General features: G+C 69.9%; 1 protein-coding gene (cut by a window edge). It reads right to left on the bottom strand.

Annotated elements, in window-relative coordinates; all coding sequences use genetic code 11:
- Nucleotides 1–49: 49 nt before the first annotated feature.
- Nucleotides 50–26,480, bottom strand: the final stretch of a protein-coding gene (locus tag AAFP35_RS05765) for a non-ribosomal peptide synthase/polyketide synthase (protein WP_419220599.1). The gene runs 27,266 nt beyond the window's last position; the window shows 26,431 of its 53,697 coding nt (coding positions 27,267–53,697); the start codon falls outside the window, past its right edge; its stop codon occupies nucleotides 50–52.

Below are 26,480 nucleotides of genomic sequence, written 5' to 3'. Positions count from 1 at the left end.
AGAGCGCAGAGCCTCGGATCACCTCGGCAGCGACAGCAGTGCGACCGGCTCAGCGACCACCGACATGACGTTCGATCCACGGCCCGATGACCGACAACGCTGCGGGATCGGTCAAACCGAGATGATGGGCGTCCACCTCGAGATTGGTGATCGTTCCGGTGACGAACCGACGCCACGACCGCCACACCACCTGCGGGTCGGATTTGTCGGCGGTCGCGGTCACCACGGCGAGCGGACCGTCGAACACCTCTGGCCGGTAGGTCGAGACCAGACGTTCGGCATCGTCGAAGCTGTCCATCACCCAGCCGACCTGTTCGGCCCCCAGCAAGCCCATCGACGAGATCTGCGCACGGACGATCTCGGCGACCTCGTCGGGGGTCTGAGCCGTCACCTCCTCACCGAGGTCGAACAGATCGCGCCAACCGCCGAGCAGATCGGCCACGACCGCACCGCCGGCAGCCACGTCGTCGACACCGTCCGCGGTGACATGTGCGTCCTCGTCCGCAGTGACATGGGTGTCTTCGTCCGCAGCGTCATCCGGCCCGCCTGTCTCGACGACCTCGACGCCGTCATCGAGCGACGGCACTGCGGCGTCCATGATCCCGAGGAACGCGACCTTCTCCCCTGCCGCCTGCAACTGCGTGGCCATCGCGTGGGCGATGTGGCCGCCGAGCGACCAGCCGAGCAGGTGATAAGGCCCGTTCGGACACACCCGGCGGATCTCGTCGACGTAGCGTCCGGCCAGGTCGGCCACACTGTCGGCCACCGCCTCACCCGACACCACATGCGGGTCCTGCAGCCCGAAGATCGGTCGGTCCTCGATGTGTGGAGCCAGACCACCGTAGAACCATGCCAGACCACCGGCCGGATGGATGCAGAACAACGGAGGCTGATCTCCGTTGCGACGCAACGGGATCAGGACGTCACCCAGCCCGGCGTCGGCGGTGCCGTCGATCCGCGCAGCAACCCCGCGAACCGTGGGATCGCTGAACAGCCAAGCCAATTCGACGTGGGCAGCGTGGGTCCGCAGTCGCGCGACGACCCGCGTCGCCGACAACGAGTTGCCACCGAGGTCGAAGAACCCGTCGGTGGCACCCACCTGGTCGACGTCGAGCACCTCGGCGTACACCTCGGCGACGACACGCTCGGTGTCGGTGGCCGGTGCCACGAAATCGACCGCAGCGATCTCCGGCGCCGGCAGTGCACGCTTGTCCAGCTTCCCGACCGGGGTGAGCGGCATGGCGTCGAGCATCGTGTACGACGACGGGATCATGTGCCGCGGAAGATGTCTCGTCAGATGGACCCTCAGTTCGTCGGCGTCGAGGGGGCGGTGACCCACCACGTACGCGGCCAAGGCGCTGGCCGGGTCACCGATTCCGAGCACCACGGACTGACGGACATCAGGATGACTGTTGAGAGCAGCCTCGATCTCGCCGAGTTCGATACGCAGACCACGAATCTTGACCTGGTCGTCGATCCGTCCCTCGTAGGCGATGGTCAGATCGCCACGGCCGTCGACCGCCCACCGGACGATGTCGCCGGTGCGGTACATCTGTTCGCCTGGCTCGCCGTACGGGAACGCGACGAAACTCGCAGCCGTCAGCCCCGGGCGGGCCAGGTAACCGCGTGCCAGGCCCGGACCGACGATGTAGAGCTCGCCGGGAGTACCCACCGGAACCGGGTGCAGCCGCTCGTCGAGGACGAGCAGTCGCACACCACGGACCGGAACGCCGATGTACACCGGATCGCCCGCCACCATGGGGGCCGTGTACGTCACCGCCACCGTGGCCTCGGTCGGACCGTATCCGTTGATCAGGTCCACTCGCGGCGCCCACACGTCGACCAGGGCCGGGGGCACGCTCTCGGCGCCCGTCACCACCGAGACCAGATCCGGCAGCCCGTCCACCGGAAGTGACGCGAGCACGCTGGTGGGCAGCAATGCGTGGGTGACCCGCTCCGATGCCATGAAACGGTGCAGATCCTCACCACCGACCGCGTCTGCCGAGCGGTAGACCAGCGTGCCGCCGGCGGAGCTGGTCACCAACATCTCGTTGACCGACACGTCGAAACTCGGCGACACGTAGCCGAGCATGCGGGCGTCCTCACGCCAGCGGAGCACCTCTGCCGTGTCGGCGGCGAGGTCGTGCAGGCCGCGATGGGTGACCGCGACGCCCTTGGGGCGACCCGTGGAACCCGACGTGAAGATCACGTACGCAAGGTTGTCGGCGCGCGGCGTACCCCGCCGTTCCACCTCGGTCAGCGGCGCCGTCGACATCGCCACCGAACCGAGATCACCATCGGCGATCTCACCGTCGGCGAGAGCGAACCATCGATGACCGGCATCGGCGCCGACGATGTCGTCCGACACCGTGATTCCCACGGTCGCACCGCAATCGTCGAGCATGGTGCGGACACGTTCGGCCGGATAATCCGGGTCGACCGGCACAAAGGCACCACCGGCACGGGTCACCGCCCAGATCGCGGTCAACAGGTCGGCGGACCGGCCGATGGCGAGAGCGACCGGCACATCCGGCCCGACTCCCGCGGCGGCGAGCACATGCGCCCAGCGGTTGGCGCGCCGGTCCAACTCGGCATAGGTCAGGCGCGCACCGGATGCATCCGTCACGGCCTCGGTCTCCGGCCAGGCCTCGACAGCGCGGTCGAACAGTTCACCCAGCAAGGTCGGCCCGACGCCGTCGCCACCCGCGACCGGGACCAACTGTGCGCGCTCGTCGTCGTCGAGCAGATCCACGTCACCGGCCACCGCATGCGGTGTGGCGGTCATCGTCTCGAGCACCCCGATCAGGCGACGTGTCATCGACGCAACCGTGCCCTCGTCGAACAGGTCGGTGGCGAAGATGACCGCACCGGCCCACGGACCCGCCTCGGTCGTCGTCACCGCGACGGTGAGATCCACCTTCGCCGACACCTCGGGAGCCGAGAGCGGGGTGATCTGCACACCGTCGACCACGCCACCGGACAGCGCTGTCGGCGCGACCTCGGCGATCACCGATTCGTCGAAGGTCAACGACACCTGCGTCAGTGGCGCGAACGCTTCCGACCGCACCGGGTTGAGACGATCCACGATCGCCTCGAACGGCACATCGGCGTTGCCGAACGCGTCGACATCCACGTCGCGCACCGCATCAAGGAGTTCGCGGAACGACGCCGATGCGTCCATCGGGGTCCGCAGCACCAGCGTGTTGACGAACATGCCGACCAACTCGTCGAGCACCCGATGTCCACGCCCAGAGATCGGTGTGCCGATCGCGATGTCGTCGGTCGCCGACAATCGGGCGAGCAGTACGGCCAACGCGGTCTGCACCACCATGAACGGTGTCGCAGACGCCGTCTGCGCCAGTGCGGTCACCCGCTGCGCCAGCCCGGCCGGGATCTCGAAGTGCGACACCGCACCGCGGTGAGACGCGACCGACGGTCGGGCCCGGTCGGCGGGCAGGGCCAGCACATCCGGCAGACCGGCCAGCGTGCGATCCCAGTAGTCGAGTTGACGTCCGATCACCGACTCGGGATCGTCGATCGAGCCGAGTTGCCTGCGCTGCCAGATCGCGTAGTCGGCGAACTGGACGGCGAGCTCCGGGTGCTCGGGCGCCCGGCCGTGACGCCGTGCGGCATACGCTGCGACGACGTCACCGACCAGCGGCGCGAGCGATCCCCCGTCGGCGGCGATGTGGTGCACCACCACGGCCAGCAGCCACTCGTCGTCGGCACTGCGCCACAACCGAACCCGCACGGGCGCCTGCCGGGCCACGTCGAAACCGGTGGTGACGGCGTCCTCGAGCTCACCCTGATCCGACACCACCGCCCAGTCGAGCTGTCCCGCACCGGAACCGATCGGGTGGATCTCCTGGTGTGCGACACCGTCGATCTCCGGGTACGTGGTGCGCAGCACCTCGTGACGCCCGACCACGTCGATGACCGCGGCATGGAGTGCGTCGGCGTCGAGATCGCCCTGCAGGCGCAGCAGGATCGGGATGTTGTAGGTGGCCGACGTCGGATCGAATCGGTTGATGAACCACATCCGCTGCTGCGCCAGCGACAACGGAATCCGGTCGGGGCGCGGGGACACCGGGGTGATCGCGGCGAACTGCTGCCCGGAGCCGGGGTCCAGCCGTGCCGCGAGATCACGCACCGACGGAGCGTCGAACAACTCGCGGACCGGCACCTCGGTGTCGAGCGCTTCGGCGACCCGCGCGGCCACCCGTGTCGCCGACAACGAGTTACCACCGAGATCGAAGAAGCTGTCGAGGACGCCGACCCGATCCACGCCGAGCACCTCGGCGAAGATCTGCGCGATCCGTTCCTCGGTGGCGCCGACCGGTGCGACCATCTCACCGGCCGCCGAGAAGTCGGGTGCCGGCAACGCCCGGCGATCGAGTTTGCCTGCCGTGTTCCGCGGGATGTCGTCGAGCACAGTCCACACCGACGGCCGCATGTACTCCGGCAATGACTGCGCCGCTTCGTGTTTCACGGTGTCCAGATCGATTCCGTCACCGGCCAGATAGGCGACCAGGTGGTCACCACCGTCGGGGGCGGAGGCCACGGTCGCCGCCGCGTGCACCACCCCGGGGGCGGCGGCCAGGACGGCCTCGATCTCCCCGAGTTCGATCCGCTGACCACGGAGCTTGACCTGGAAGTCGGTGCGGCCCAGGTATTCCAGAGCACCGTCGGCGCCGATCCGCACCAGATCGCCGGTGCGGTAGAGCCGGTCGCCGGGCGCCCCGAATGGGTCGGCGACGAACCGTTCGGCGGTCAGCTCCGGGCGTGCGGCGTATCCGCGTGCGAGCTGGACACCCCCGACATAGAGTTCGCCGGGGACCCCCTCGGGAACCGGACGCAGCCGACCGTCGAGGACATGGGCGGTCGAGTTCCACACCGGTATCCCGATCGGCGTGGTGGCGTCGTCCTCGCCGATCGTGTCGATCCGCTGATAGGTGATCTCCACCGCGGCCTCGGTGGGGCCGTACAGGTTGTAGAGGTCCACACCCGGGATCGCCGCCCTGGTGTGCGCTGCGACCGCGGGCGGCAACGCCTCACCCGTCGTGGACAGGATGCGCACACTGTCGAGGGCGGCCAGACGATCCGGACCCGCGAGTTCGAGGAAGACCGACAGCATCGACGGCACGAAATGCACCATGGTCGCGCGATGTTCGGCGATCTGCTCGGCGACGTACACCGGGTCGAGGTGACCGTCCGCCTCGAGCACCAGCATGGTGGCACCCACCATGAGCGGCGCGAACAGTTCCGGCACCGAGCAGTCGAAGGTGTAGGGCGTCTTGAGCACCACGGTGTCGGTGGAGTCGATCGGAAGCTGGTGCAGGCCCCACGCCAACCGGTTGGCGAGTGCCTCGTGGGTGAGCGTCACGCCCTTGGGACGGCCGGTCGAACCGGACGTGAAGATGGTGTAGACGGCGTGGTCGCGGCGCAGCGGGGCGAGACGATCGGCGTCGGTGATCGGTGCGGTGTCCCCGGTCACCGGTGTCGAGGTGTCGACGGTGAGTACGTCGACACCCACCTCGGTGATCGACGACGGTACGTCGGAGTCGACGAGGACCAGGACCGCGTCTGCGGTGTCGATCATGTAGCGCACCCGGTCGGCGGGCGCCGAGGTGTCGATGGGCACGTACTGGCCGCCCGCGGCGATGATCGCGTGGATGGCGACGACCATCTCGATCGACCGCGGCATGCAGACACCGACCGCGACATCGGGTCCGACACCGCGCTCGATGAGATGGCGTGCCGTCGCGGTGACCCGGTCGACGAACTCGACGTAGTCCACGATCCGTCCGCCGAGACGCAGCGCGGGGGCATGCGGCGTGCGTCGGGCCTGTTCGGCGACGACGTCGACGACGAACTCGTCGGCCACGAGAACATCGAGTCCACGTGTGCGTTGGGCGGTCTCGGCCTGTTCGCCGCGCCCCAGGATCTCCGCATCCCCCACCGGACGGTGCGGGTCGGCGGTGAGCGTGGTGAGCAGCCGCACGAAGCGCTCCGCGATCACCCGGACCGTGGAAGCGTCGAAAAGATCTGTGGCGTAACCGATGTCGCCGCGCCATCCGCCGTCGACACCGTCGGTGGATACGCCGATCGACAGGTCGACGCGCGCCGGCGGGGCCTGCGCCTCACCCAGCGGGGTGATCTGCAGCGCATCCGGGTCGTCCGCGGCCATGGCCGCCAACCCGTCTGCCGCACGCACCAGACTCTGGTCAAGACTCAACATCACCTGTGCGAGCGGGGCGAACGCCTCCGAGCGAACCGGATTGAGTTGCTGCACCAGGTATTCGAACGGTACGTCGGCGTTCGCGAGGGCGTCGAGATCGGTGCGACGCACCAGGTCCAGGAGTTCGGTGAAGCTCGCCGCGGCGTCGACATCGGTACGCAGGACCAGGGTGTTGACGAACATGCCGACGAGATCGTCGAGGGCGGCGCGTCCTCGACCCGCCGTAGGGGTGCCGATGGCGATGTCGGTGGTCGCCGACAGCCGCGACAGCAGGACAGCCAGCACCGCGTGCAGCACCATGAAGTCGGTGACACCGTTGTCGGCGGCCACCGCACGCACCCGGGCGACCACCTCGGCGGGGATCGCGTAATCGACGACGCCACCGCGCATGCTCGCCACCTGCGGACGCGGCCGATCGGTGGGTAGTTCAAGGACGTCGGGCAGCCCGGCCAGCTGTGTGGTCCAATGCGCCAGTTGCCGTCCGAGGGTGGACTCGGGATCGTCGGCGTCGCCGAGGACCTCCTTCTGCCACAACGCCACATCCGCGAACTGCACGGGCAGCGGCGCGAAGGCGGGCGCCTGCCCCGCAGTACGGGCGCGGTATGCCAGCACCAGGTCGGTCACCAGCGGCCGCATCGACTCTCCGTCGGCGGCGATGTGGTGGGCGACGATCAGCAGGAGGTGGTCGTCGTCGGCCGCGCCGAAGATGCGTGCCCGCAGTGGCAGATCGGTGGTCACGTCGAAGCCGGCACGAGCCGCCGAGAACAGCTCCTGCTCGGAATCGACGACCGCCCAATCGAATCGACGGTCCGCATCGCCGGGCGCGAGGACGTCCTGGAAGGGCTCGCCCGCGTGCTGCGGGTAGACGGTGCGCAACACCTCGTGCCGGGTGAGGACGTCGACCAGTGCGGCGCGCAGGGCCGAGGGGTCCAGGTCGCCGCGCAGACGCATGGCCAACGGAATGTTGTAGGACCCCGAGTTCTCCTCGAACCGGTTGATGAACCACATCCGTTGCTGCGCATTCGACAGCGGGATGTGCGCCGGGCGGGGTCCGGCACGGAGCGGGGCGACGGCGTGGTCGGCGCGGGTCGTCCGGGCGAGCAGTGATCGTACGGTGGGCGCCTCGAAGAGGTCGCGGACAGCGAGGTCGGCCGACAGCGCCTCGCCGACCTGTGCGACCACGCGCGTCGCCGACAACGAGTTGCCGCCGAGTTCGAAGAAGTCGGTGGTGACCCCGACGTCATCGACACCGAGGACGTCGGCGAACACCTGCGCGACGGTCCGCTCGTCGTCGGTCTCCGGCGCCACGTGACCGTCGGCGTCGATGACCGGTTCGGGCAGCGCCGCCTTGTCGAGCTTGCCCACCGGGGTCAACGGCAATGCGTCCATCACGGTGAACGACGACGGAACCATGAACGCCGGAAGTCGCTGTGCCAGCGCTTCCTTCAGTTCGGCCACATCGACCTCGGCGGTGTGGTGCGCGCCGTCGGGCACGACGTAGGCGGCCAGGGCGGTGGCGACCGAACCACCGACCCCGACGACGACAGCCGATGCGAGCGTCGGGTGTGCGGCCAGGGCCGTCTCGATCTCGCCGAGCTCGATACGCAGGCCGCGCAACTTGATCTGATCGTCGCTGCGTCCCGAATACTCGACGACCAGTTCGCCGGTGTCGTCGTGGCGCCACCGCACCACGTCGCCGGTTCGGTACATGCGCTCGCCGCTCGCGCCGTACGGGTTGGCGACGAAACGTTCGGAGGTCAGGCCCGGCCGGTCCAGGTAACCACGCGAGAGCGCGTGGCCGGCCACGTAGAGTTCGCCGGTCACACCGACCGGCACCGGGCGCAGCCTGCCGTCGAGGACGAGCAGGGACACGCCGGCCAGCGGCGGACCGAGCCGCACCGGGCGATCGGCCCGCATCGACGTGGAGAGTGTGACACCGATGGTGGTCTCGGTCGGGCCGTACAGATTGTGCACCGCGACGTGCGGCGACCAGCTGTCGACGAGCGCCTGCGGCACCGCTTCACCGCCGGCCATCACGGCCGACAGTGCCGGTAGCTCGTGCGGTTCCAGGGTTGCCAGCACCGTCGGGGTGAGGAACGTGTGGGTGACCTGATGGTCGGCCATGAAGGCCTGCAGGGCGTCACCACCGACCGCGTCCGCCGGTCGATAGACGACGGCGCCGCCGGCACGGGTGGCGAGCAGATACTCCAGCACGGATGCGTCGAAGCTCGGTGAGGCGAACCCGAGCACCACCGGCGGGTGTCGGTCGTCGACCCCGAGCCGGTCCATCTCCGCGGCGGCGAAGTTGGCCAGACCCGAATGGGTGACGGTCACCCCCTTGGGGCGTCCGGTGGATCCGGAGGTGTAGATCACGTAGGCGACGTTGTCGGTCCGCACGATGTCGCGCTCCGCCGCACCGAGTTCGGCTCCCGAGAGATCCGCGATCGCGGCCTCGATGGCGTTGTCGTCCAACCGCAACCAGCCGACGGTGTCGTCGGGCAGTGCATCGACACGGCCGACGGTGAGTCCGATACCTGCCCCGGAGTCGGCGACCATGTCCGCCACGCGGGCGGGCGGATAGTCGGGGTCGATGGGGACGTAGCCGGCGCCGGTCTTGGCGACCGCCCAGATCGCGGTGAGCAGTTGCGCCGATCTGCCGATGGCCAGCGCCACCAACGATTCGGCACCGATCCCCTGCGCGCGCAGCCAGCGGGCGAGGCGGTTGGACCGTTCGTCGAGCGCACGGTAGGTCAGGGCGTGTCCGTCGGCGTCGCGGACCGCGATCCGCTCGGGCACACGCCGCGCGACATCGTCGAACAGGTCACGCAGGATCACCGGGGCACAACCGGTGCCACCCGACACCGGCGTCAGCCCGACGGCCTCGGTGTCGTCGAGGAGTTCGACGTCGCCGAGCGCCATCGACGGCGTGAGCGTGACCGCCTCGAGCTGGCGCACGAAGCGTCGCATCATGGTCTCGATGGTGACCACGTCGAACAGGTCGGTCGCATAGGTCACCGTTCCCGACCAGTCCCCTGCCCCGGTCGCGATGGTGATCGTCAGATCCGTCTTCGCCGATGTGACACCGGGATCCAGCGCGCTGACGACGAGATCGCCGACGCGGGCGTGCCCGAGCGCACCCGCGTGGTCGGCGGGAGTCTGATCCACCGACAGCAGGGTCTGGGCGAGCGGGGCGAATGCCTGCGACCGCGTCGGGTCGAGTTCCTCGACAACCTGCTCGAATGGGAGGTCGGCGTGCGCGAAGGCGTCGAGGTCGGTGGTGCGGACCTCGTCGAGGAGATCGACGAAGCGCATCGACGGATCGACGGTGGAGCGCAACACCAGGGTGTTGACGAACATGCCGACGAGATCGTCGAGCACCGCGGCACCGCGGCCGGCTATCGGGGTGCCGATCGCGACGTCGTCGGTGGCGGCGAGCCGGGCGAGGATGGCGGCGAGCGCGGCGTGCAGCACCATGAACTCGGTGGCGCCGTGGTCATGCGCGAGACGGGTGATGGCCCTGGCGGTCTCGGACGGTATGCGGAAATCCGTTGCGGCACCGCGCTGCGACGCCACTCTCGGGCGGGGTCGATCGGTCGGCAGATCCAGGACGTCGGGCAGCCCGGCCAGTCGGGTACGCCAGTAGTCGGCCTGCTCGACCAGTGCAGATCCGGGGGCGTCGGCGGTACCGAGCGTGTGCTGCTGCCAGGTCGCGAAGTCCGCGAACTGCACCGGAAGTGACGACCAGGTGGGCTGGTGGCCGCCCGATCGGGCGGCGTAGGCGGTCATCAGGTCGCGCGCCAGCACCTGTACCGATGCGCCGTCGGCGGCGATGTGATGTACGACCACGACGAGCAGATGCGCGTCGCCCTCGGGTGCGATGCCGACCCGGATCGGCCAGTCGACCGTGACGTCGAAGCCCTCGGTCACCAACGCCGATGCGGTGTCGGCACCGCCGAGCTCGAACCACGGCACGGCGTCGAGCACGTCGTGCATCGGCGAGATCGACTGGTAGGGCGCTCCGGCGGCGACCGGGAACGTGGTGCGCAGGATCTCGTGTCGATCGACCACGTCGACGAGTGCCTGCCGGAGGGCGCCGACGTCGAGTGGTCCCTCGAGGCGCAGCGCGGCCGGGATGTTGTAGACCGACGAGGTCGGGTCGTAGCGGTTGATGAACCACATCCGCTGCTGCGCAAACGACAGCGGCGGATGCTCGGGCCGCGGCACCGACCCGATCGCGATCGTCTCGCCACGGCTGCCGGGCACGATGCGGCGCACCAGATCCCGCACCGACGGAGCGTCGAACAGATCCCGCACCGCAACCTCGGTGCCGAGTGCGTCGCCGACCCGGGCGACCACCCTGGTCGCCGACAACGAGTTACCGCCGAGATCGAAGAAGCTGTCGGCCACCGACACCCGCTCGACACCGAGGATGTCGGCGACGATCGAGGCCACCTGCTCTTCGGTCGCGTTCTGCGGGGCGACGTACTCGCCGCTGCCGAACTCGGGGTCGGGCAGCGCCCGCCGGTCGAGTTTGCCCGCCGAGTTCAACGGGATCTCGTCGAGCACCATCCAGACGGTGGGACGCATGTACTCGGGGAGCGCGGTGGCCACGACGCTGCGCACCACGTCGGCGTCGACCGGGGCGTCGGCACCGGCGAGGTAGGCGACCAGGTGCTCGCCACCGGTCGGCGCGCTCACCACGGTCGCGGCCGCGTGCACCACACCCGGCGCCGATGCCAACACCGCCTCGATCTCACCGAGCTCGATGCGCTGACCGCGCAACTTCACCTGGAAGTCGGTGCGGCCGAGGTACTCCAGCGTGCCGTGGGCATCGCGGCGCACCAGGTCACCGGTCCGGTAGAGCCGCGTCCCGGCCGCCCCGAACGGGTCTGCGACGAACCGTTCGGCGGTGAGGTCGGGTCGGTCGGCGTAGCCGCGTGCGAGTTGCACACCGCCGAGGTAGAGCTCGCCGGGCACGCCCGGCGGCACCGGCCGCAACCGGTCGTCGAGGACGTGGGCGGTGGAGTTCCACATCGGCGCGCCGATGGCGACCGACGCCGCGTCGTCGGACACCTCGTCGATGCGCTGATAGGTGATCTCGACGGCGGCTTCGGTCGGTCCGTACAGGTTGTAGAACTGCGCCTGCGGCAACGCTTCTCGCGTGGCCGCGGCCACCGCGGGCGGCAACGCCTCGCCGGTCGTGGACACGTACTTGACCTCCGACAGGCGGGCGAGGCGCTCCGGTCCGGCAACATCGAGGAACACCGACAGCACCGAGGGCACGAAGTGCACCATCGTCGCCCTGTGGTCGGCGATCAGGTCTGCCATGTAGACGGGGTCGGCGTGCCCGCCGGGGCGGGCGACGAGGAGTCGGGAGCCGACGACGAACGGCGCGAACAGTTCGGGTACCGAACAGTCGAAGGTGTACGGCGTCTTCTGCACCACCAGATCCGCGGCGTCGAGCGGGAATCGGTCCAGACCCCACCACAGCCGGTTCACCACGGCCGCGTGCGGCAACGTGACGCCCTTGGGCCGCCCGGTCGAGCCGGACGTGAAGATGGTGTAGACGGCGTTGTCGGGACGCAGCGGGGCGTTGCGCACGGCGTCGGTGATCGGCGCGACGTCGGTGTCGGCAGGTTGCGTCGTGTCCACGGTCACCACGGGCAGATCGCGATCGGCGGCGGCATCGCGCACCCCGGCACCGGCGGCACCGGCGGCGACGAGCACCGCAACCGCATCGGCGGTCGCGAGCATGTGGTCGGCGCGATCCCCGGGCACGTCGAGGTCGATCGGCACGTAGTGGCCGCCGGCGGCGACGACCGCGTGGATCGCCACCATCATCTCGGGTGACCTCGGGATACACACGGCGACAGCCACATCCGGACCCACGCCCATGGCGATCAGGTCGTGGCCGAGGGCTGCGACGCGCGCACCGAACTCGCGATAGGTGATCTCGCGTCCGTCGTCGAAGACGAGCGCCACCGAATCCGGGGTCGCGCTGACCGACCGGCTGACCAGGTCGGCGACCGTCTCGGATTCCAGGTCGATGCCAGGGCCGCGCGACGCGGCGGTGACCGCGGTCCGGTCGACATCGGAGAGCAGGTCGATGTCGGCCAGGCGCGTGTCCGGACCGGACGCGATGGCCGCGAGGATCGTGACGAGCGAGCGCGCCAGCGCGTGTACCTCGTCGTCGCCGAAGGCACTCGGCAGATATTTGAGGTTGAGGGCCAGATCGTCGTCGGACGGGGTGCTGAACAGATTCAGCGGGTAGTGCGTGGCGTCGGCGACGTCGATGCCGACGATGTCCAGGCCGGCGTCGCGGCTCCCGTCCGCCAGGGCATCCGAGTCGATCGGGTAGGACTCGAAGATCGTCAGGGTGTCGAACCCGAGACCGTCCACCGCTGCGGCGATGTCGGGCAGCCCGATGTGCTGGTGATCGAGAAGTCGGGTCTTGGCCGCTTGCAGCTCGGCCACCGTCTCCCCGACGCTGCGCTCGGGTTCGCAGGTGACGGCGACCGGCAGGGTGTTGATGAACAGGCCGACGGCGGCGTCGATGCCCTCGAGTTCCGGTGGTCGCCCGGAGACCGTTTCGCCGAAGGTGACGGTGCGCTGACCGGTGATGCGCGACAACAGGATCGCCCAGGCCAGCTGGACGAGCGTACTCAGTGTGGTGCCCTGCGCCTGCGCGATGGACCGCAGACCGGCGGTGATCTCGTCACCGGCCGCCACCGCATGCTGGCGTGGCATCTCGTCGCGGGTGGCAACGGCACCGGACCCGATCCGCGTCGGACCCTCGATCGCCGCGAGTTCGGCAGCCCACGCGCGCACCGCTGCATCGCGATCCTGGCGGTGCAGCCACCGCAGGAACTCGTCGAACTGCGGTGTGCCGTGGTGGTCGGCATCCTCGTCGTCGGCACCGAGGATGTACTGACCGATGAGGTCGGCCAGCACGATCGGACCCGACCATCCGTCGAAGATCAGGTGATGGTTGGTGACCACGAGGGCCGCAGTCGGTTCGCCGGATGCCCCCGGCAGGTGCACGAACACGAAGCGGATGAGTGGCGGTGCGGCCAGGTCGAACGGCGTGATCCGTTCGGCGGTGGCCAGTTCGGCGAGCGTCGCACGGGCCTGTTCGGGTGTGCGGTCGCGGAGGTCGACCACGCGCCACGGCAGGTCGATGTGCGGGGCGACCACCGTGACGACCGCACCCTGGGTGGTCTGCACGAACGCCGAGCGGAGCACCGCGTGACGGTGCAGGAGACGTTCGGCGGCTCCACGCAGGTGCGCCTCGTCGACGTCGTTGGCCAACTGCAGCGTCGCCTGGGCCACGTAGACGTCGACGGCGGCGTCGGCCGCTGTGGCAGCACCGCGATGCCGCGCGGCCTCCACGAACAATCCGTGCTGGAGCGGTGTCAACGGCCAGACGTCGGATGCCGGGTGGAGCGCGGCGAGTTCGTCGAGGTCGTCCTGGGTGACGTCCGCGCCGGGGACATCCGACGGTGTGCGCCCGACATCGGCGACCGCGTCCACATGGACGACGAGGTCGCCGAGTACCGCACGCCACTCCCGCACGATGTCGGCGACGTCGGTGTCGTCGAGCAGGTGGCGACCGTAACCGAATGCGGCGTTCACATGTCGGCCGTCGTCCGCTGTGCCGACATGGACCTGCACGGTCAACGCGGGCGCGGCCATCTCGCCGCTGACCGTGCTCGGCAGGACGGGGGCGTCCTGCGCGAAGGCGAAGCCCGACGGGGCGGCGTCGGCTCGGTCGCCGCGGTCGGCGACGTTGCCGAAGTAGTTGAACAGGATCGGGGGCAGTGCGTGATCACGCAACGGCGCGTCCGGACCGAAGCGCAACGGACCGAATCCGATGCCGTGGTCCGGGAGTTCGGCAAAGGACTCCTTGACCGCCTTCACGGTGGCGACCGCGTCCGCCGCGGACGCGGTGTGTTGCGCGCTGGCCGGCGGGGTGACCGCGACGGGCACCAGACCGGTGAACCAGCCGACCGTGCGCGACAGGTCCGCGCCCGGTGCGATCTCCTCATGTCGCCCATGGCTTTCGGTGAGGATGGTGACGCGATCGTCTATCGCGCCGTCCTCGTCGTCGCGGTGCCGCTGCCGCCAGCGGGACACGGCGACGGCCAAGGCCCCCACCAGCACGTCGTTCGCACCGGTGCGGAACGCCGCGGGCACGCGACCGAGGATCGCCTCGGAGGTGTCGGCACCCACGGAGGTCTCGACCGTGACGACCTCGTGCTGCCGATCCCGTTCGGCGTCGATGCGGCGCACCAGCGGGTCGGTCTCCGCGGGCAGTCGACGTCGCCAGAACTCGACGTCGTCCTCCGACGATGCACGGGCACCCTCGAGAACCGCCGCCCACCGGCGCACCGAGGTCGCCTCGGCCGCCAAACGGAGGGGTTCGGCATGGCTGAGCTGCGCCCACGCCGTGGTGAGTTCCAACAGCAGGATCGACCACGACACGGCGTCGACGGCGATGTGGTGAATGGCGACCAGCAGGCGTCCACCACCGGCGTCGGAGCGGATCGCGACGGCCTCGACCAGGTGACCGCGAGCGGGGTCGAGCCTGCCGAGCGCAACTGCGTGTTCGGCGACGACGAGGTCGGCGAACGCGGATGTGTCGACACCGGCGTCGGTACGGACCGTTCGCACTGCCGTGTCCGCGTCGAAATCGTTACCCGCCAGCATGGTCCACTCGGCACCGACACGGGTGAGGGACGCGGTCAGCATCGGGTGGTTGGCGACCACCGCGCCGAACACGGTCCGCAGATCATCCGGGGAGAGGTCGTCGGGCAGGTCGAGCAACGCAGCCTGGGAGAAATCGGCGAAATCTGCGGGTTGCGTTGATCGTTCGATCATCGACCAGACGGCAGGCGTCAGCGCGACCGCACCGACACCGCCACCCTCGAACTCGGCGAGATGTTCGGTGGCGCGGCCGGTGACCGCGCGGGCGATGCGGCGCACCGTGGTGTGTTCGAAGATGTCGCGCGGACTGACCTCGAGCCCACCGGCGCGCAGCAGTGACGACAGCTGGATGGACACGATGCTGTCGCCGCCGAGCGCGAAGAACGACTCGGTGACCGATACCCGCGGCAGCCCCAGGACGCCGGCGAAGACCGCTGCGATCCGGTGCTCGGTCTCGGTCTCCGGTTCGACGTGACCGGTTTCCGGGGTGCCGAATCTCGGCGCCGGCAGCGCGCGCCGGTCGATCTTGCCTGCTGCGGTGAGCGGCATCTCGTCGAGCACGACCCACAGAGTGGGCCGCATGTACTCGGGAAGTGCTGCGGCGGCGATGGATTCGGCCGCAGCGTCGTCGGCGGTTCCGGCGAGGTAGCCGACCAGGTGGCGTCCTCCGCCCGGCGCGGTCGCGACCGCCGCGGCGGCGTGGCGCACATCCGGCGCCGATCCGAGTACCGCCTCGATCTCACCGAGCTCGAGGCGCTGTCCGCGCAGCTTCACCTGGAAGTCGTTGCGGCCCAGGTACTCCAGTTCACCGCCGTGGCTCCACCGAACCCGGTCACCGGTCCGGTAGAGACGGGCACCGGACGGTCCCGCGACGAACCGCTCCGCGGTCAGGTCGGCTCGGGACTGATAGCCACGGGCCAGTTGTGCCCCACCGAGATAGAGCTCACCGGGCACACCGGTGGGCACGGGATGCAGTCGATCGTCGAGGACGAGGGCGATCGTGTTGGCGACCGGACGGCCGATGGGCACGCTCTGCTCACCCGGGAGCACCTCGTGACGGGTGACGATGACGGTCGTCTCGGTGGGTCCGTACTGGTTGTGCAGCCGGGCCGACGGCAACGCCTCGAGGGTGCGCTGCGCGAGGTCGGGCGCGAGTGCCTCGCCTCCGGTGAGCACGTGGCGGATGCTGCCGAGAGCGGCGGCGTCGTCGAGCGCGTCGAGGAATGCGGCGAGCATCGACGGCACGAAGTGGACGAGGCTGACACGGTGCCGGGCGACGAGGTCGGCGATGTGTCGGGGTTCGCGATGTCCGCCGTCGTCGGCCACCACCATGCGCGCGCCGGTGACCGGCGGCAGGAACAGTTCGCGGATGGATGCGTCGAAGGAGACCGGGGTCTTGTGCAACACACCGTCTCCCACGCCGACGCCGAAGGTGTCGGCGTCGACCATGATGCGGTTGCGCACCGCGCGGTGCGACACGGTGACACCCTTGGGACGGCCGGTCGATCCGGATGTGAACAGCGTGTACGCGCCGTGTTCGGGGTGAAGCGGCGCGGTGCGTTCGTCGTCGGTGATCGGTGCGAATCCGGTGTCCGGCGCCACTGCCTCCGACAGGTCGATGATGAGACGTTCCACGTACTCGGGTAGACCGGTGACCTGGTCGGCGCTGAGCGCGATCTGCGCGCCGGCGCTCGACACGAGGTAGGCGATGCGATCGGCAGGCAGGTCGGGTTCGATCGGCACGACGCGACCGCCTGCGCAGACGACGGCGTGGACGGCCACGATCATCTCCACCGACCTGGGTAGGCACACGGCGACCGCGATGTCCGGGCCGACCCCCAGCCCGATCAGGGTGCGCGCGGTCGACGTGACCCGCGCGGCCCATTCGCGGTAGGTCAGCGAGCGATCGGTGGTCTCGATGGCCACGAGGTCGGGATGGGCTGCCGCAGTGGCGAACATCTGGTCCGGCAGCGTCGCGATCGGCCACTCGGCGTGACCGCCGTCGCCGAGGCGCGTCACGGTGGTGACCTCGTCGGCGTCGAGCAACGCGATGTCGCCGACCGCGGTCGGGTCGCCTGCGGCGATCACGGTCAGGGCGCGCACCAGTGCGTCGGCGATCCGCGTCACGGTCGCCGCGTCGAACAGGTCGGTGGCGTAGGCGATACGGCCGACCATGTCGGTCCCCGAATCGCGCACACCCACACTGAGATCGAACTTCGCGGCTTCCGACGTGGACGATTGCGCCTCGACGACGAGACCGTCGATCTCCACCGGCGAGGCGGTGGGTTCGGCCTGTTCGAAGACGAGCATGGTCTGCGCGACGGGCTCGAACGACTGCGACCGCACCGGGTCGAGGGCCTCGACGACCTGTTCGAAGGGGGCGTCGGCATGACCGAACGCGTCGAGGTCGGCGTGACGGACCTCGGCGAGCAGCGCCTCGACGTCTGCTGCCGGATCGACACGGGTGCGCAGCGCGAGCGTGTTGACGAACATGCCGACGAGGTCGTCGAGAGACTGCGATCCGCGGCCGGCGACGGCGGTGGCGACGACGATGTCGGTGGTCCCCGACAAGCGGGCCAACAATGCCGCCAGCGCCGCATGCATCACCATGAACGGTGTCACGTCATGGGCTCGGGCGGTCGCGGCCACCGCGGCCCGCAGCTCGGCGGAGACGGTGAAGGTGACCTCGGCGCCGCGGCGACTGGGGACGTCCGGTCGTCGACGGTCGGTCGGCAGGTCGAGGACATCGGGGATGCCGTCGAGAACCGTGGTCCAGTGCCGGATCTGTTCGGCCACCGGGGATTCCGGGTCACCGGGATCGCCGAGCCGGGCACGTTGCCAGATCGCGTGGTCGGCGTACTGGAAGGGCAACGCCGTCTGCTCGAGCTGCTCTCCCCCGGTGCGCGCCTGATAGGCAAGCACGAGATCGCGGGCGACGACAGGTGCCGATTCGCCGTCGGATGCGATGTGATGGATGACCATCACCAGCAGGTGTTCGGCCGCGTCGGGTGTACCGGTCTCGGCCACCCGGATCCGGATGGGAAGCTCGTCGGCGACGTCGAAACCGCGGTGCAGGATCTCCTCGGCGGCCTCCACATCGGTCACCGCCCAATCGATCTCGACGTCGTCGCGGACCACCTGATGGGGAGTGCCGTGTTCGTCGGCCGGGTAGACGGTGCGCAACACCTCGTGCCGGGCGACGAGATCGGTCACCGCGGCGTGCAGTGCGGACAGGTCGACGTCACCGCGCAGGCGCAGCACCACCGGGATGTTGTAGGCGGGCGATGCCGGATCGAACTGGTTGATGAACCACATCCGCTGCTGCGCGAACGACAGCGGGATCCGGTCGGGCCGGGGCTGCGGGCCGGGCGGGGTCATCGCCATTCCGGTGCCGTCGGCGCCGGCGAGGACGGCGGCGAGCCCCCGCACGGTCGGCGCGTCGAACAGGGCGCGGACCGTGACGTCGACGCCGAGTGTCTCGGCGACCCGGGCGGTCACACGGGTTGCCGACAACGAGTTGCCGCCGAGTTCGAAGAAGCTGTCGGTGACCGAGATCCGGTCGAGCCCGAGAACGGCGGCGAACACCGTCGCCACGACGTGTTCGGTGTCGGTGTCCGGTGCCACGTAGTCACCGGCGGTGAACTCGGGCTGCGGGAGTGCGCGGCGGTCGATCTTGCCCGCGGAGCTCAACGGCATGTCGTCGAGGACCATCCACACCGACGGCCGCATGTACTCGGGAAGTGAGCGCGCCGCTGCGGCTTTCACGGTCTCGACATCGAGGTCGACGTCCGGTGCGGCGGCAACGTAGGCGACGAGATGATCGCCGCCGTCCGGACCGGCCACCACGGTGGCAGCCGCGTGCAACACTCCCTCGGCCGCGGCGACTGCGGCCTCGATCTCGCCGAGTTCGATCCGCTGCCCTCGCAGCTTCACCTGGAAGTCGGTGCGCCCCAGGTATTCCAGATCGCCGGAATCGGTGAAACGCACCAGGTCGCCGGTCCGGTACAGACGCTCGCCGGGTGCGCCCAGCGGGTCGGCGACGAAGCGGTCGGCGGTGAGGTCGGTGCGGGCCGCATACCCGCGGGCGAGCTGTACGCCACCCAGGTAGAGCTCGCCGGGCACCCCGGCCGGAACCGGATGCAGTCGGGCGTCGAGCACCCGGGTGACGGTGTTGCACACCGGCCGACCGATCGGCACCACCTCGTCGCCGAGGCGCACCTCGTGGGCGGTCACGTCGACGGCCGCCTCGGTCGGTCCGTACAGGTTGTGCAGGGCCACACCGGGCAGAGTTTCCAGTACGGTCCGGGCGACCGTCGGGGTCAGTGCCTCACCCGAGGTGAACAGCTGACGCATCGTGGTGAGTCCGGCCAGCTCGTCGGAACCGATGACCTCGGTGAACGTCGACAGCATCGACGGGACGAAGTGCGCGGTGGTCACCTGCGCATCACGCAACAGCGCCGCCAGGTACCGCGGATCCCGGTGCCCGTCCGGCTCGGCGATCACCAGACGCGCCCCGACGATCAACGGCCAGAACAACTCCCACACCGAGACGTCGAACGTGGCCGGGGTCTTCTGGACCACCGTGTCGTCGGCGTCGAGCCGATACTGCTCCTGCATCCAGGCCAGACGATTGCGGATGGCGGCATGGGTCACCACCACTCCCTTGGGGCGACCGGTGGAGCCCGAGGTGAACAACGTGTACGCCGGGTGGCCCTCGCGCAGCGGCGCGACCCGTTCGGCGTCGGTCACCGACGACACCGTCTCGTGGACCGTCGACGACGCATCGACGACCACCTGCGCCCGGTCGGCGACCGCGTCGGGGACCGGACCGGTGCCGACGAGCACCGTGGTCGCCGTGGCGGTGTCGAGGATGTACGCAACGCGATCGGCGGGCGCGTCCGGGTCGATCGGCACGTAATGACCACCGGCGGCGACCACCGCGTGGACGGCGACGAGCAGTTCGATCGATCTCGGCAGGCACACGCCGACGGCGACGTCCGGGCCGACCCCTGCGGCGATGAGTTCTCGGGCGAGGGTCGCGACGCGGGCGCCGAACTCCCGGTAGGTCACCGATCGCGCGCCGGATTCCAGCGCGACCGCGTCCGGCGTCGCGACGATCTGTGTGCCCACCCGATCCGGCAGCAATGCCGGGTCGACGGTCACCCGAGCACCGGTCGACCACTCCTGCACCGGCGCAACGTCGCCGGCGAACACGTCGACATCGCCGATCGGCGCCGACGGGTCGTCGAGCAGTGCGGCGAGGAGACCGACGAACGCGTCGGCGACACCGGCAACGCGGTCGTCGTCGAAGAGATCGGTGGCGTAGGTGATGGTGACCGGCCACGGCTGCGCTCCGGTGGACGGCGCCGCGAAGTCGAAGCTGAGGTCGACACGTGCGATCGGGTCACCGCGGTCGGCGACCGGCTCGACGGTGAGCCCGCCCAATTCCGTTGCGCCCGACACAGAGCTCGCCAGGTTCAACCACACCTGGGTCAAGGGGGCGAACGCTTCGGAGCGGACCGGGTCGAGTCGTTCCACGAGCTGCTCGAAGGGCACGTCGGCATTGCCGAACGCGTCGAGGTCGGTGGCCCGCACGTGACGCAGCAGGTCGTCGAATCCGTCCGCACCGTCCACTCGCGTCCGTAGCACCAGGGTGTTCACGAACATGCCGACGAGCGGATCCACCTCGGCCCGTCCGCGCCCGGCGACCGGGGCACCGATGGCGATGTCGTCGGTACCCGACAGCCGCGCCAGCAGTGCGGCGAGCGCGGCGTGCACCACCATGAACGGCGTGACCCCATGTGCTGCAGCATGTTCGGTGAGTGCGCCGGTCAGCTCGGCGGGGAGCTCGAACTCGTGCCGGGCACCGCGCATCGACGCGACCGCGGGCCGGGGCCGGTCGGTGGGCAGACGTAACACGTCCGGGAGGTTCGCCAGGGTGTCCATCCAGTGGCCCAGTTGCGAGCCGAGGATCGACTCGGCGTCGTCGGCCGAACCGAGGACGCGCTGTTGCCACAGGGCGACGTCGGCGAACTGCACCGGCAACGGCGTGAAGTCGGGCGTCGCACCGCGTCGCCGCGCCGCATAGGCCACCGCGAGGTCGCTGATCAGCGGCCCGAACGATTCGCCGTCCCCGGAGATGTGATGCACGACGACGACCAGGATGTGGGCGTCGGAGCCCTCGGCGACCAGACGCACCCGCAGCGGCGGCGCCGCGGTCACGTCGAAACCGGTGTCCACCGCATCGGTCAGCGTGGCGAGATCGTCGACGACGGCCCAATCGAGTCGGGCGCGGGCCGTGTCGGCGTCGAGGATCTCCTGGTGTGGCACCCCACCGCTCTCCGGGTAGCGGGTGCGCAGGATCTCCTGGCGCTCGACGACATCACCGAACGCCGCACGCAGGGCGTCGACGTCGAGCGCACCGGACAGCCGGACGGCCAACCGGATGTTGTAGGCCGCCGACGCCGGGTCGAACCGGTTGATGAACCACATGCGCTGCTGCGCATGGGACAACGGGATGATGGTGGGTCGCGGCACGGCGATCAACGGGGCTACCGCGTGGGTGCCGTCGGCCCCGACGCGCCGTGCGAGATCCCGGACGGTGGGCGCCTCGAAGAGTTCCCGCACTCCCACGTCGGCGCCGAGTGCCGTGCCGACCCGCGCCGTCACCCGGGTCGCCGACAACGAGTTACCGCCCAGATCGAAGAAGCTGTCGGTGACCGACACCGCCTCGACGCCGAGAACCTCGGCGAAGATGTCGGCGATGGTCACCTCGGTCGGGGTGGACGGCGCCACATGTTCACCGCCGGCGAAGTCCGGCGCGGGCAGTGCACGTCGATCCAGCTTGCCGGTGCTGCCGAGCGGGACCTCGTCGAGCACCGTCCACACGGTCGGGCGCATGTACTCGGGCAGTGCGCCGGCCACCGCGGACCGCACGTCGTCGAGGATCAGGCTGTCCCCCGGGCCGGCCGCCAGGTACGCGACCAGGTGCTCGGCGCCGGTCGGTGTGGTCGCGACGGTGGCGGCGGCGTGGACGACCCCGGGTGCCGCCGACAGCACCGACTCGATCTCCCCGAGCTCGATGCGCTGGCCGCGCAGTTTCACCTGGAAATCGGTGCGGCCCAGGTATTCCAGCTCACCGGAGGGTGCGTCGGGGCCGGTTCCGACGTTCTTCCACCGCACGAGGTCGCCGGTGCGGTACAGCCGACCGCCGGGGGTGCCGAACGGGTCGGCGACGAATCGCTCGGCGCTCAGATCCGGTCGGGCGGCGTAGCCGCGCGCGATCTGGACGCCACCGAGGTACAACTCACCGGCGATGCCGGGCGCAACCGGGCGCAGCCGCTCGTCGAGCACCCACAGCGTGGTGTTGGCGATCGGCGCACCGATGGGCACCACCGCAGCGCTGCCGTCCGCGTCGTCGACCGTGTGCGCGGAGACCTCGACGGCGGCCTCGGTGGGCCCGTACAGATTGTGCAGCGACGCCTGCGGTAGACGCCGCGCCGCGGCAGCGGCCAGTGCGGGCGGTAGCGCCTCACCGGCGATGTACACCCGCCGCAGGGCGGTCATCGCAGCGATCTGTTCGTCGTCGACCACGTCGAGGAACGCGGCGAGCATCGACGGGACGAAGTCGACGGCGCAGATCCCGGTCGTGGCGATCAGCTCGGCGAGGTATGCCGGGTCGGCGTGCCCGCCGGGGCGCGCGACCGCCACACGGGCTCCGACCATGAAGGGCGCGAACAGTTCCGGGACGGAGACGTCGAAGGTGTAGGGCGTCTTGAGGATGGTGGTGTCCCCGGCGTGCGGGCCGAAGGTGTCCAGTCCCCAGCGCAATCGGTTGGCGACCGAGCGGTGGCTGACGGTGACGCCCTTGGGGCGACCGGTCGAACCGGAGGTGAAGATCGTGTAGGCGGCGTGGTCGAGATGCAGCGGCGCGATCCGGTCGGCGTCGGTGATCGGGGCCGCGACGTGGGCACGTGTGCGTGCATCCACCACGATCGTCGCCACGTTCGCGTCGACGATCGACGTCGGGGGTCCGTCCACACCGACGAGAACGATTCCGGCGCCGGAAGTCTCGAGCATGTACCGCACCCGCTCGGCGGGGGCCGCGGTGTCGATCGGCACATACTGTCCACCGGCGACGACGACCGCGTGCACCGCGACGAGCATCTCGACCGAGCGGGGCACGCAGACGCCGACCGCGACGTCGGGGCCCACCCCGCGGCCGATCAGTGTGCGTGCCACTGCGTTCACGGCCCCGGAGAACTCCGCGTAGTCGAGGGACCGGTCGCCGTCGACGATCGCGACCGCGTGCGGTGTGCGTGCGGCCTGCGCGGACAGGGCGGTGCCGACGAGGTCGGTGGCCGGGGCGATCTGCGGGCCGGTACTCCACCGGTCGACGACCTCCCGAGACTCCGGCGCGAGCAGGTCGATGTCGCCGATGTGCACGGATTCGTCGGTGGTGAGCGCCGACAGGATCTGCCGGAACGCGGCGGCGAGATCGTCGATCTGGTTCTCCGAGAACGCATCCGGAAGGTACTTCAGGTGCAGGGAGATCTCGGCACCGGCCTCGCGCGCAGGTGCGGCGATCAGGTTGAGCGGATAGTGCGTGGCGTCCCCCGTGCGCACACCGGTGATCCGCAGATCGTCGGTCTCGCCCGCCTCGGCGATGGAGTCGGCGTCGACCGGGTAGGACTCGTACACCGTCAGGGTGTCGAACAAGGTGTGCTGCCCGGCGCTCGCGGCGATGTCGGCGAGGCCGGAGTGCTGATGATCGAGCAACCGGGTCTTGGTGTCCTGCAGTGCGCGCAACGCGTCGTCGACGCTCTGCTGCGGTTCGAGCGTCACCACCACCGGCAACGTGTTGATGAACAGGCCCACCATGGCATCGACCCCGGCGATCCCCGCCGGACGTCCCGACACCGTCTCGCCGAAGGTGACGGTGCGCTCACCGGTCAACCGCGACAGCAGTACCGCCCAACCGAATTGGAGCAGGGTTGCGGTGGTGACACCGACGCGCCGCGCCGCACGACCGATGGCAGCACCGAGTTCCGGGTCGATCGGGATGTCGCGGTCGGTGGGCCGCGCCTCGTCGGTCGCCACACGACCGGGTGCGACCAGTGTGGGTCCGTCGAGCGGCGCGAGTGTCTCGGCCCACACCGCGCGGGCCTCGTCCTCGTCGCGGTCGACCAGCCATTGCAGGAAGGTTCCGAAATCACCGTCGGCGACCGAGGTCATCGGCGCCCCGCCGACATAGGTGGCGAACAGGTCGCCGATCACCAGTGGACTCGACCAGCCGTCCACCAGCAGGTGATGGGTGGTGACCACCAGGCTCGCTTCCGGACCCTGGCCCACATCGGGCAGGAGCACCAGGGCGAAACGGATCAGGCCGGGTGTCGCCAGATCGAACGGTTGGCGCATCTGGTCGGCGACGATGGCGTCCAGTCGCTCGCGTGCGGCCCCGGTGGTGCCGAGGTCGGTGGCGCCGGCGGCGTCGAGATCACGGAGGTCGATCGTCGTCCAATCCGGTTGCACGCGTGGCGGGATGACGGCGACGGCGGCACCGGTGGACGTCCGTGCGTAGCCCGACCGCAACACGCGGTGGTGGTCGAGAAGCGTCGCAGCCGCGCGCTGCATCCGGTCCACGTCGAGTTCTCCGGCCAGGTCGATGACCGCCTGGGTGACGTACACGTCGACCTGACTCCGTGCGCCGGTGTCGTCGCGGCTGCTGCCGAGTTCGGCCTGGAACACGAGGCCCTGCTGGAGCGGCGTGAGCGGCCAGATGTCGGCGCCCGGATACCGGTCGCGCAGATCGTCGATCTCGCCTTGGTCGAGTGTGCCGCCGATCAGGTCCGACGGCGACGGCCCGGGATCGCCGACCGCCGCGGTCGCCGCGACGATCTCCCCCAGTTCGCGCTGCCATCGTCCGGCGATGTCGGTGACCTCGCCGGCGGTGAAAGCGGCGCCGTCGTAAGCGAAGTCGGCATGTAGTCGGCGTCGGCCGTCGACCACCGTGGTGCGCACGTCGACCGACAGCGCGTTGGGCGACCCCATCGCGCCCTCGAGGCTCGACGGGAGTGTGACATCGTCGCCACCGGGCCAGAAGCCGGAGTCCGCGGTGTCGGTGGCCTCCGTGCTGCGGTGCGCGTCGGCGGCGACCGCACCGAAGTAGTTGAATCCGACGGCGGGCAACGGACGTCGACGCAGTTCGGCCAGATCGGCCTGCTCGCGATCGGTCAGCCGACCGGCCGCGTCGGTGAGGTGGCGCAGCAGACCGAACCCGATGCCGTGGTCGGGTCGCCGGACGAGTTCTTCCTTGACCGCCTTGACGGTGCGCAACCCGTCGTGGTCGTCGCCCACCGAGATTCGTATCGGTGACAGGGTGGTGAACCAGCCCACGGTCCGGTTGAGGTCGGCGTGATGCGGATGGTCGCCACGCTCGACGATCTCGGCACGGCGCCCGTGACCTTCGAGGCCGATGACGACCGGGTCGTCGGCGTCGGCACCCTGTGCCACCGACCATCCGTGCAGGGCTCTCGCCAGCGCGGCCAGCAGAACGTCTTGGGTGCCTGCCCGGAACGCTTCCGGCACCGCGGTGAGGACCGCCTCGGTGACCGCCGGGTCGACGACCTCGCTCACCGAACCGTTGTCGCGCCCCGTGTTGTCGCGCCCTGTGTCGTCGCCTGCGTCGGCGCCGCGGGTGCCCAGCCAAGTGTGCGCGGGGACACGGTCGAGCCAGTACGGCAATTCGTCTGTGCGGTCGGCGGCCTCGTCGAGCAGTGCCTGCGCCCACCGGCGCATCGAGGTGCCCTCCGGCTGCGGCATCGGTTCCTGTTCGGCGGACAGCTGCGACCACATGGTGGCCAGGTCCACCACGATGGTGGACCACGAGACCGCATCCACCGCGATGTGGTGCACGACGATCAGCAGGCGGGCACCGGCAACCGCCACCGTCGGCGGTGGTGCATCGCCACCGCTGCCGGGGACGAGCACCACGGCGCGGACGAGATGGCCGGTGGCAGGGTCGAGTTCGGTCAGCGCCCGCGCGTGTGCGGCCTCGACGGCTCGCGCGAACTCCGGGGTACCCGCCTCGGCGGGCACCTGGTCGAAGCGCACCAGTTCGTCGGCGGCGACCGGATGTCCGGCCTCGAAGGTCCAGGTCCCGTCGACATCGCGCAGGCGGGCCGACATCATCGGATGGGCGGCGAGCAACGCGTCGAGCATCCGGGTCAGGTCGACGCGGGTGAGGCCGACCGGGAGGGTCAACAGGTTGGCCTGGGAGAAATCGGCGAAGTCCTCCGGGCGCGCGGATCGGTCGAGCATCCACGCCACGATGGGCGTGAGCGCCAGTTCCCCGGTGGCACCGCCGGGCAGCTCGGGCAACGGCTCCAGCGCGCCGCCGACCGCACCCGCGGCAGCGGCCATCGCGCGAATGGTCTTGTGTTCGAAGATGTCCCGCGGTGTGAGTCCCAGTCCGGCCGACTTCGCCGCCGAGGCGAGCTGGATCGACATGATGCTGTCGCCGCCGAGGGAGAAGAACGAG

Source organism: Gordonia sp. CPCC 206044 (genome assembly GCF_048537895.1).
GTDB lineage: Bacteria > Actinomycetota > Actinomycetes > Mycobacteriales > Mycobacteriaceae > Gordonia.
The sequence above is the reverse complement of the archived record's forward strand: the minus strand, read 5'-3'. Positions and strand labels throughout refer to the sequence as shown.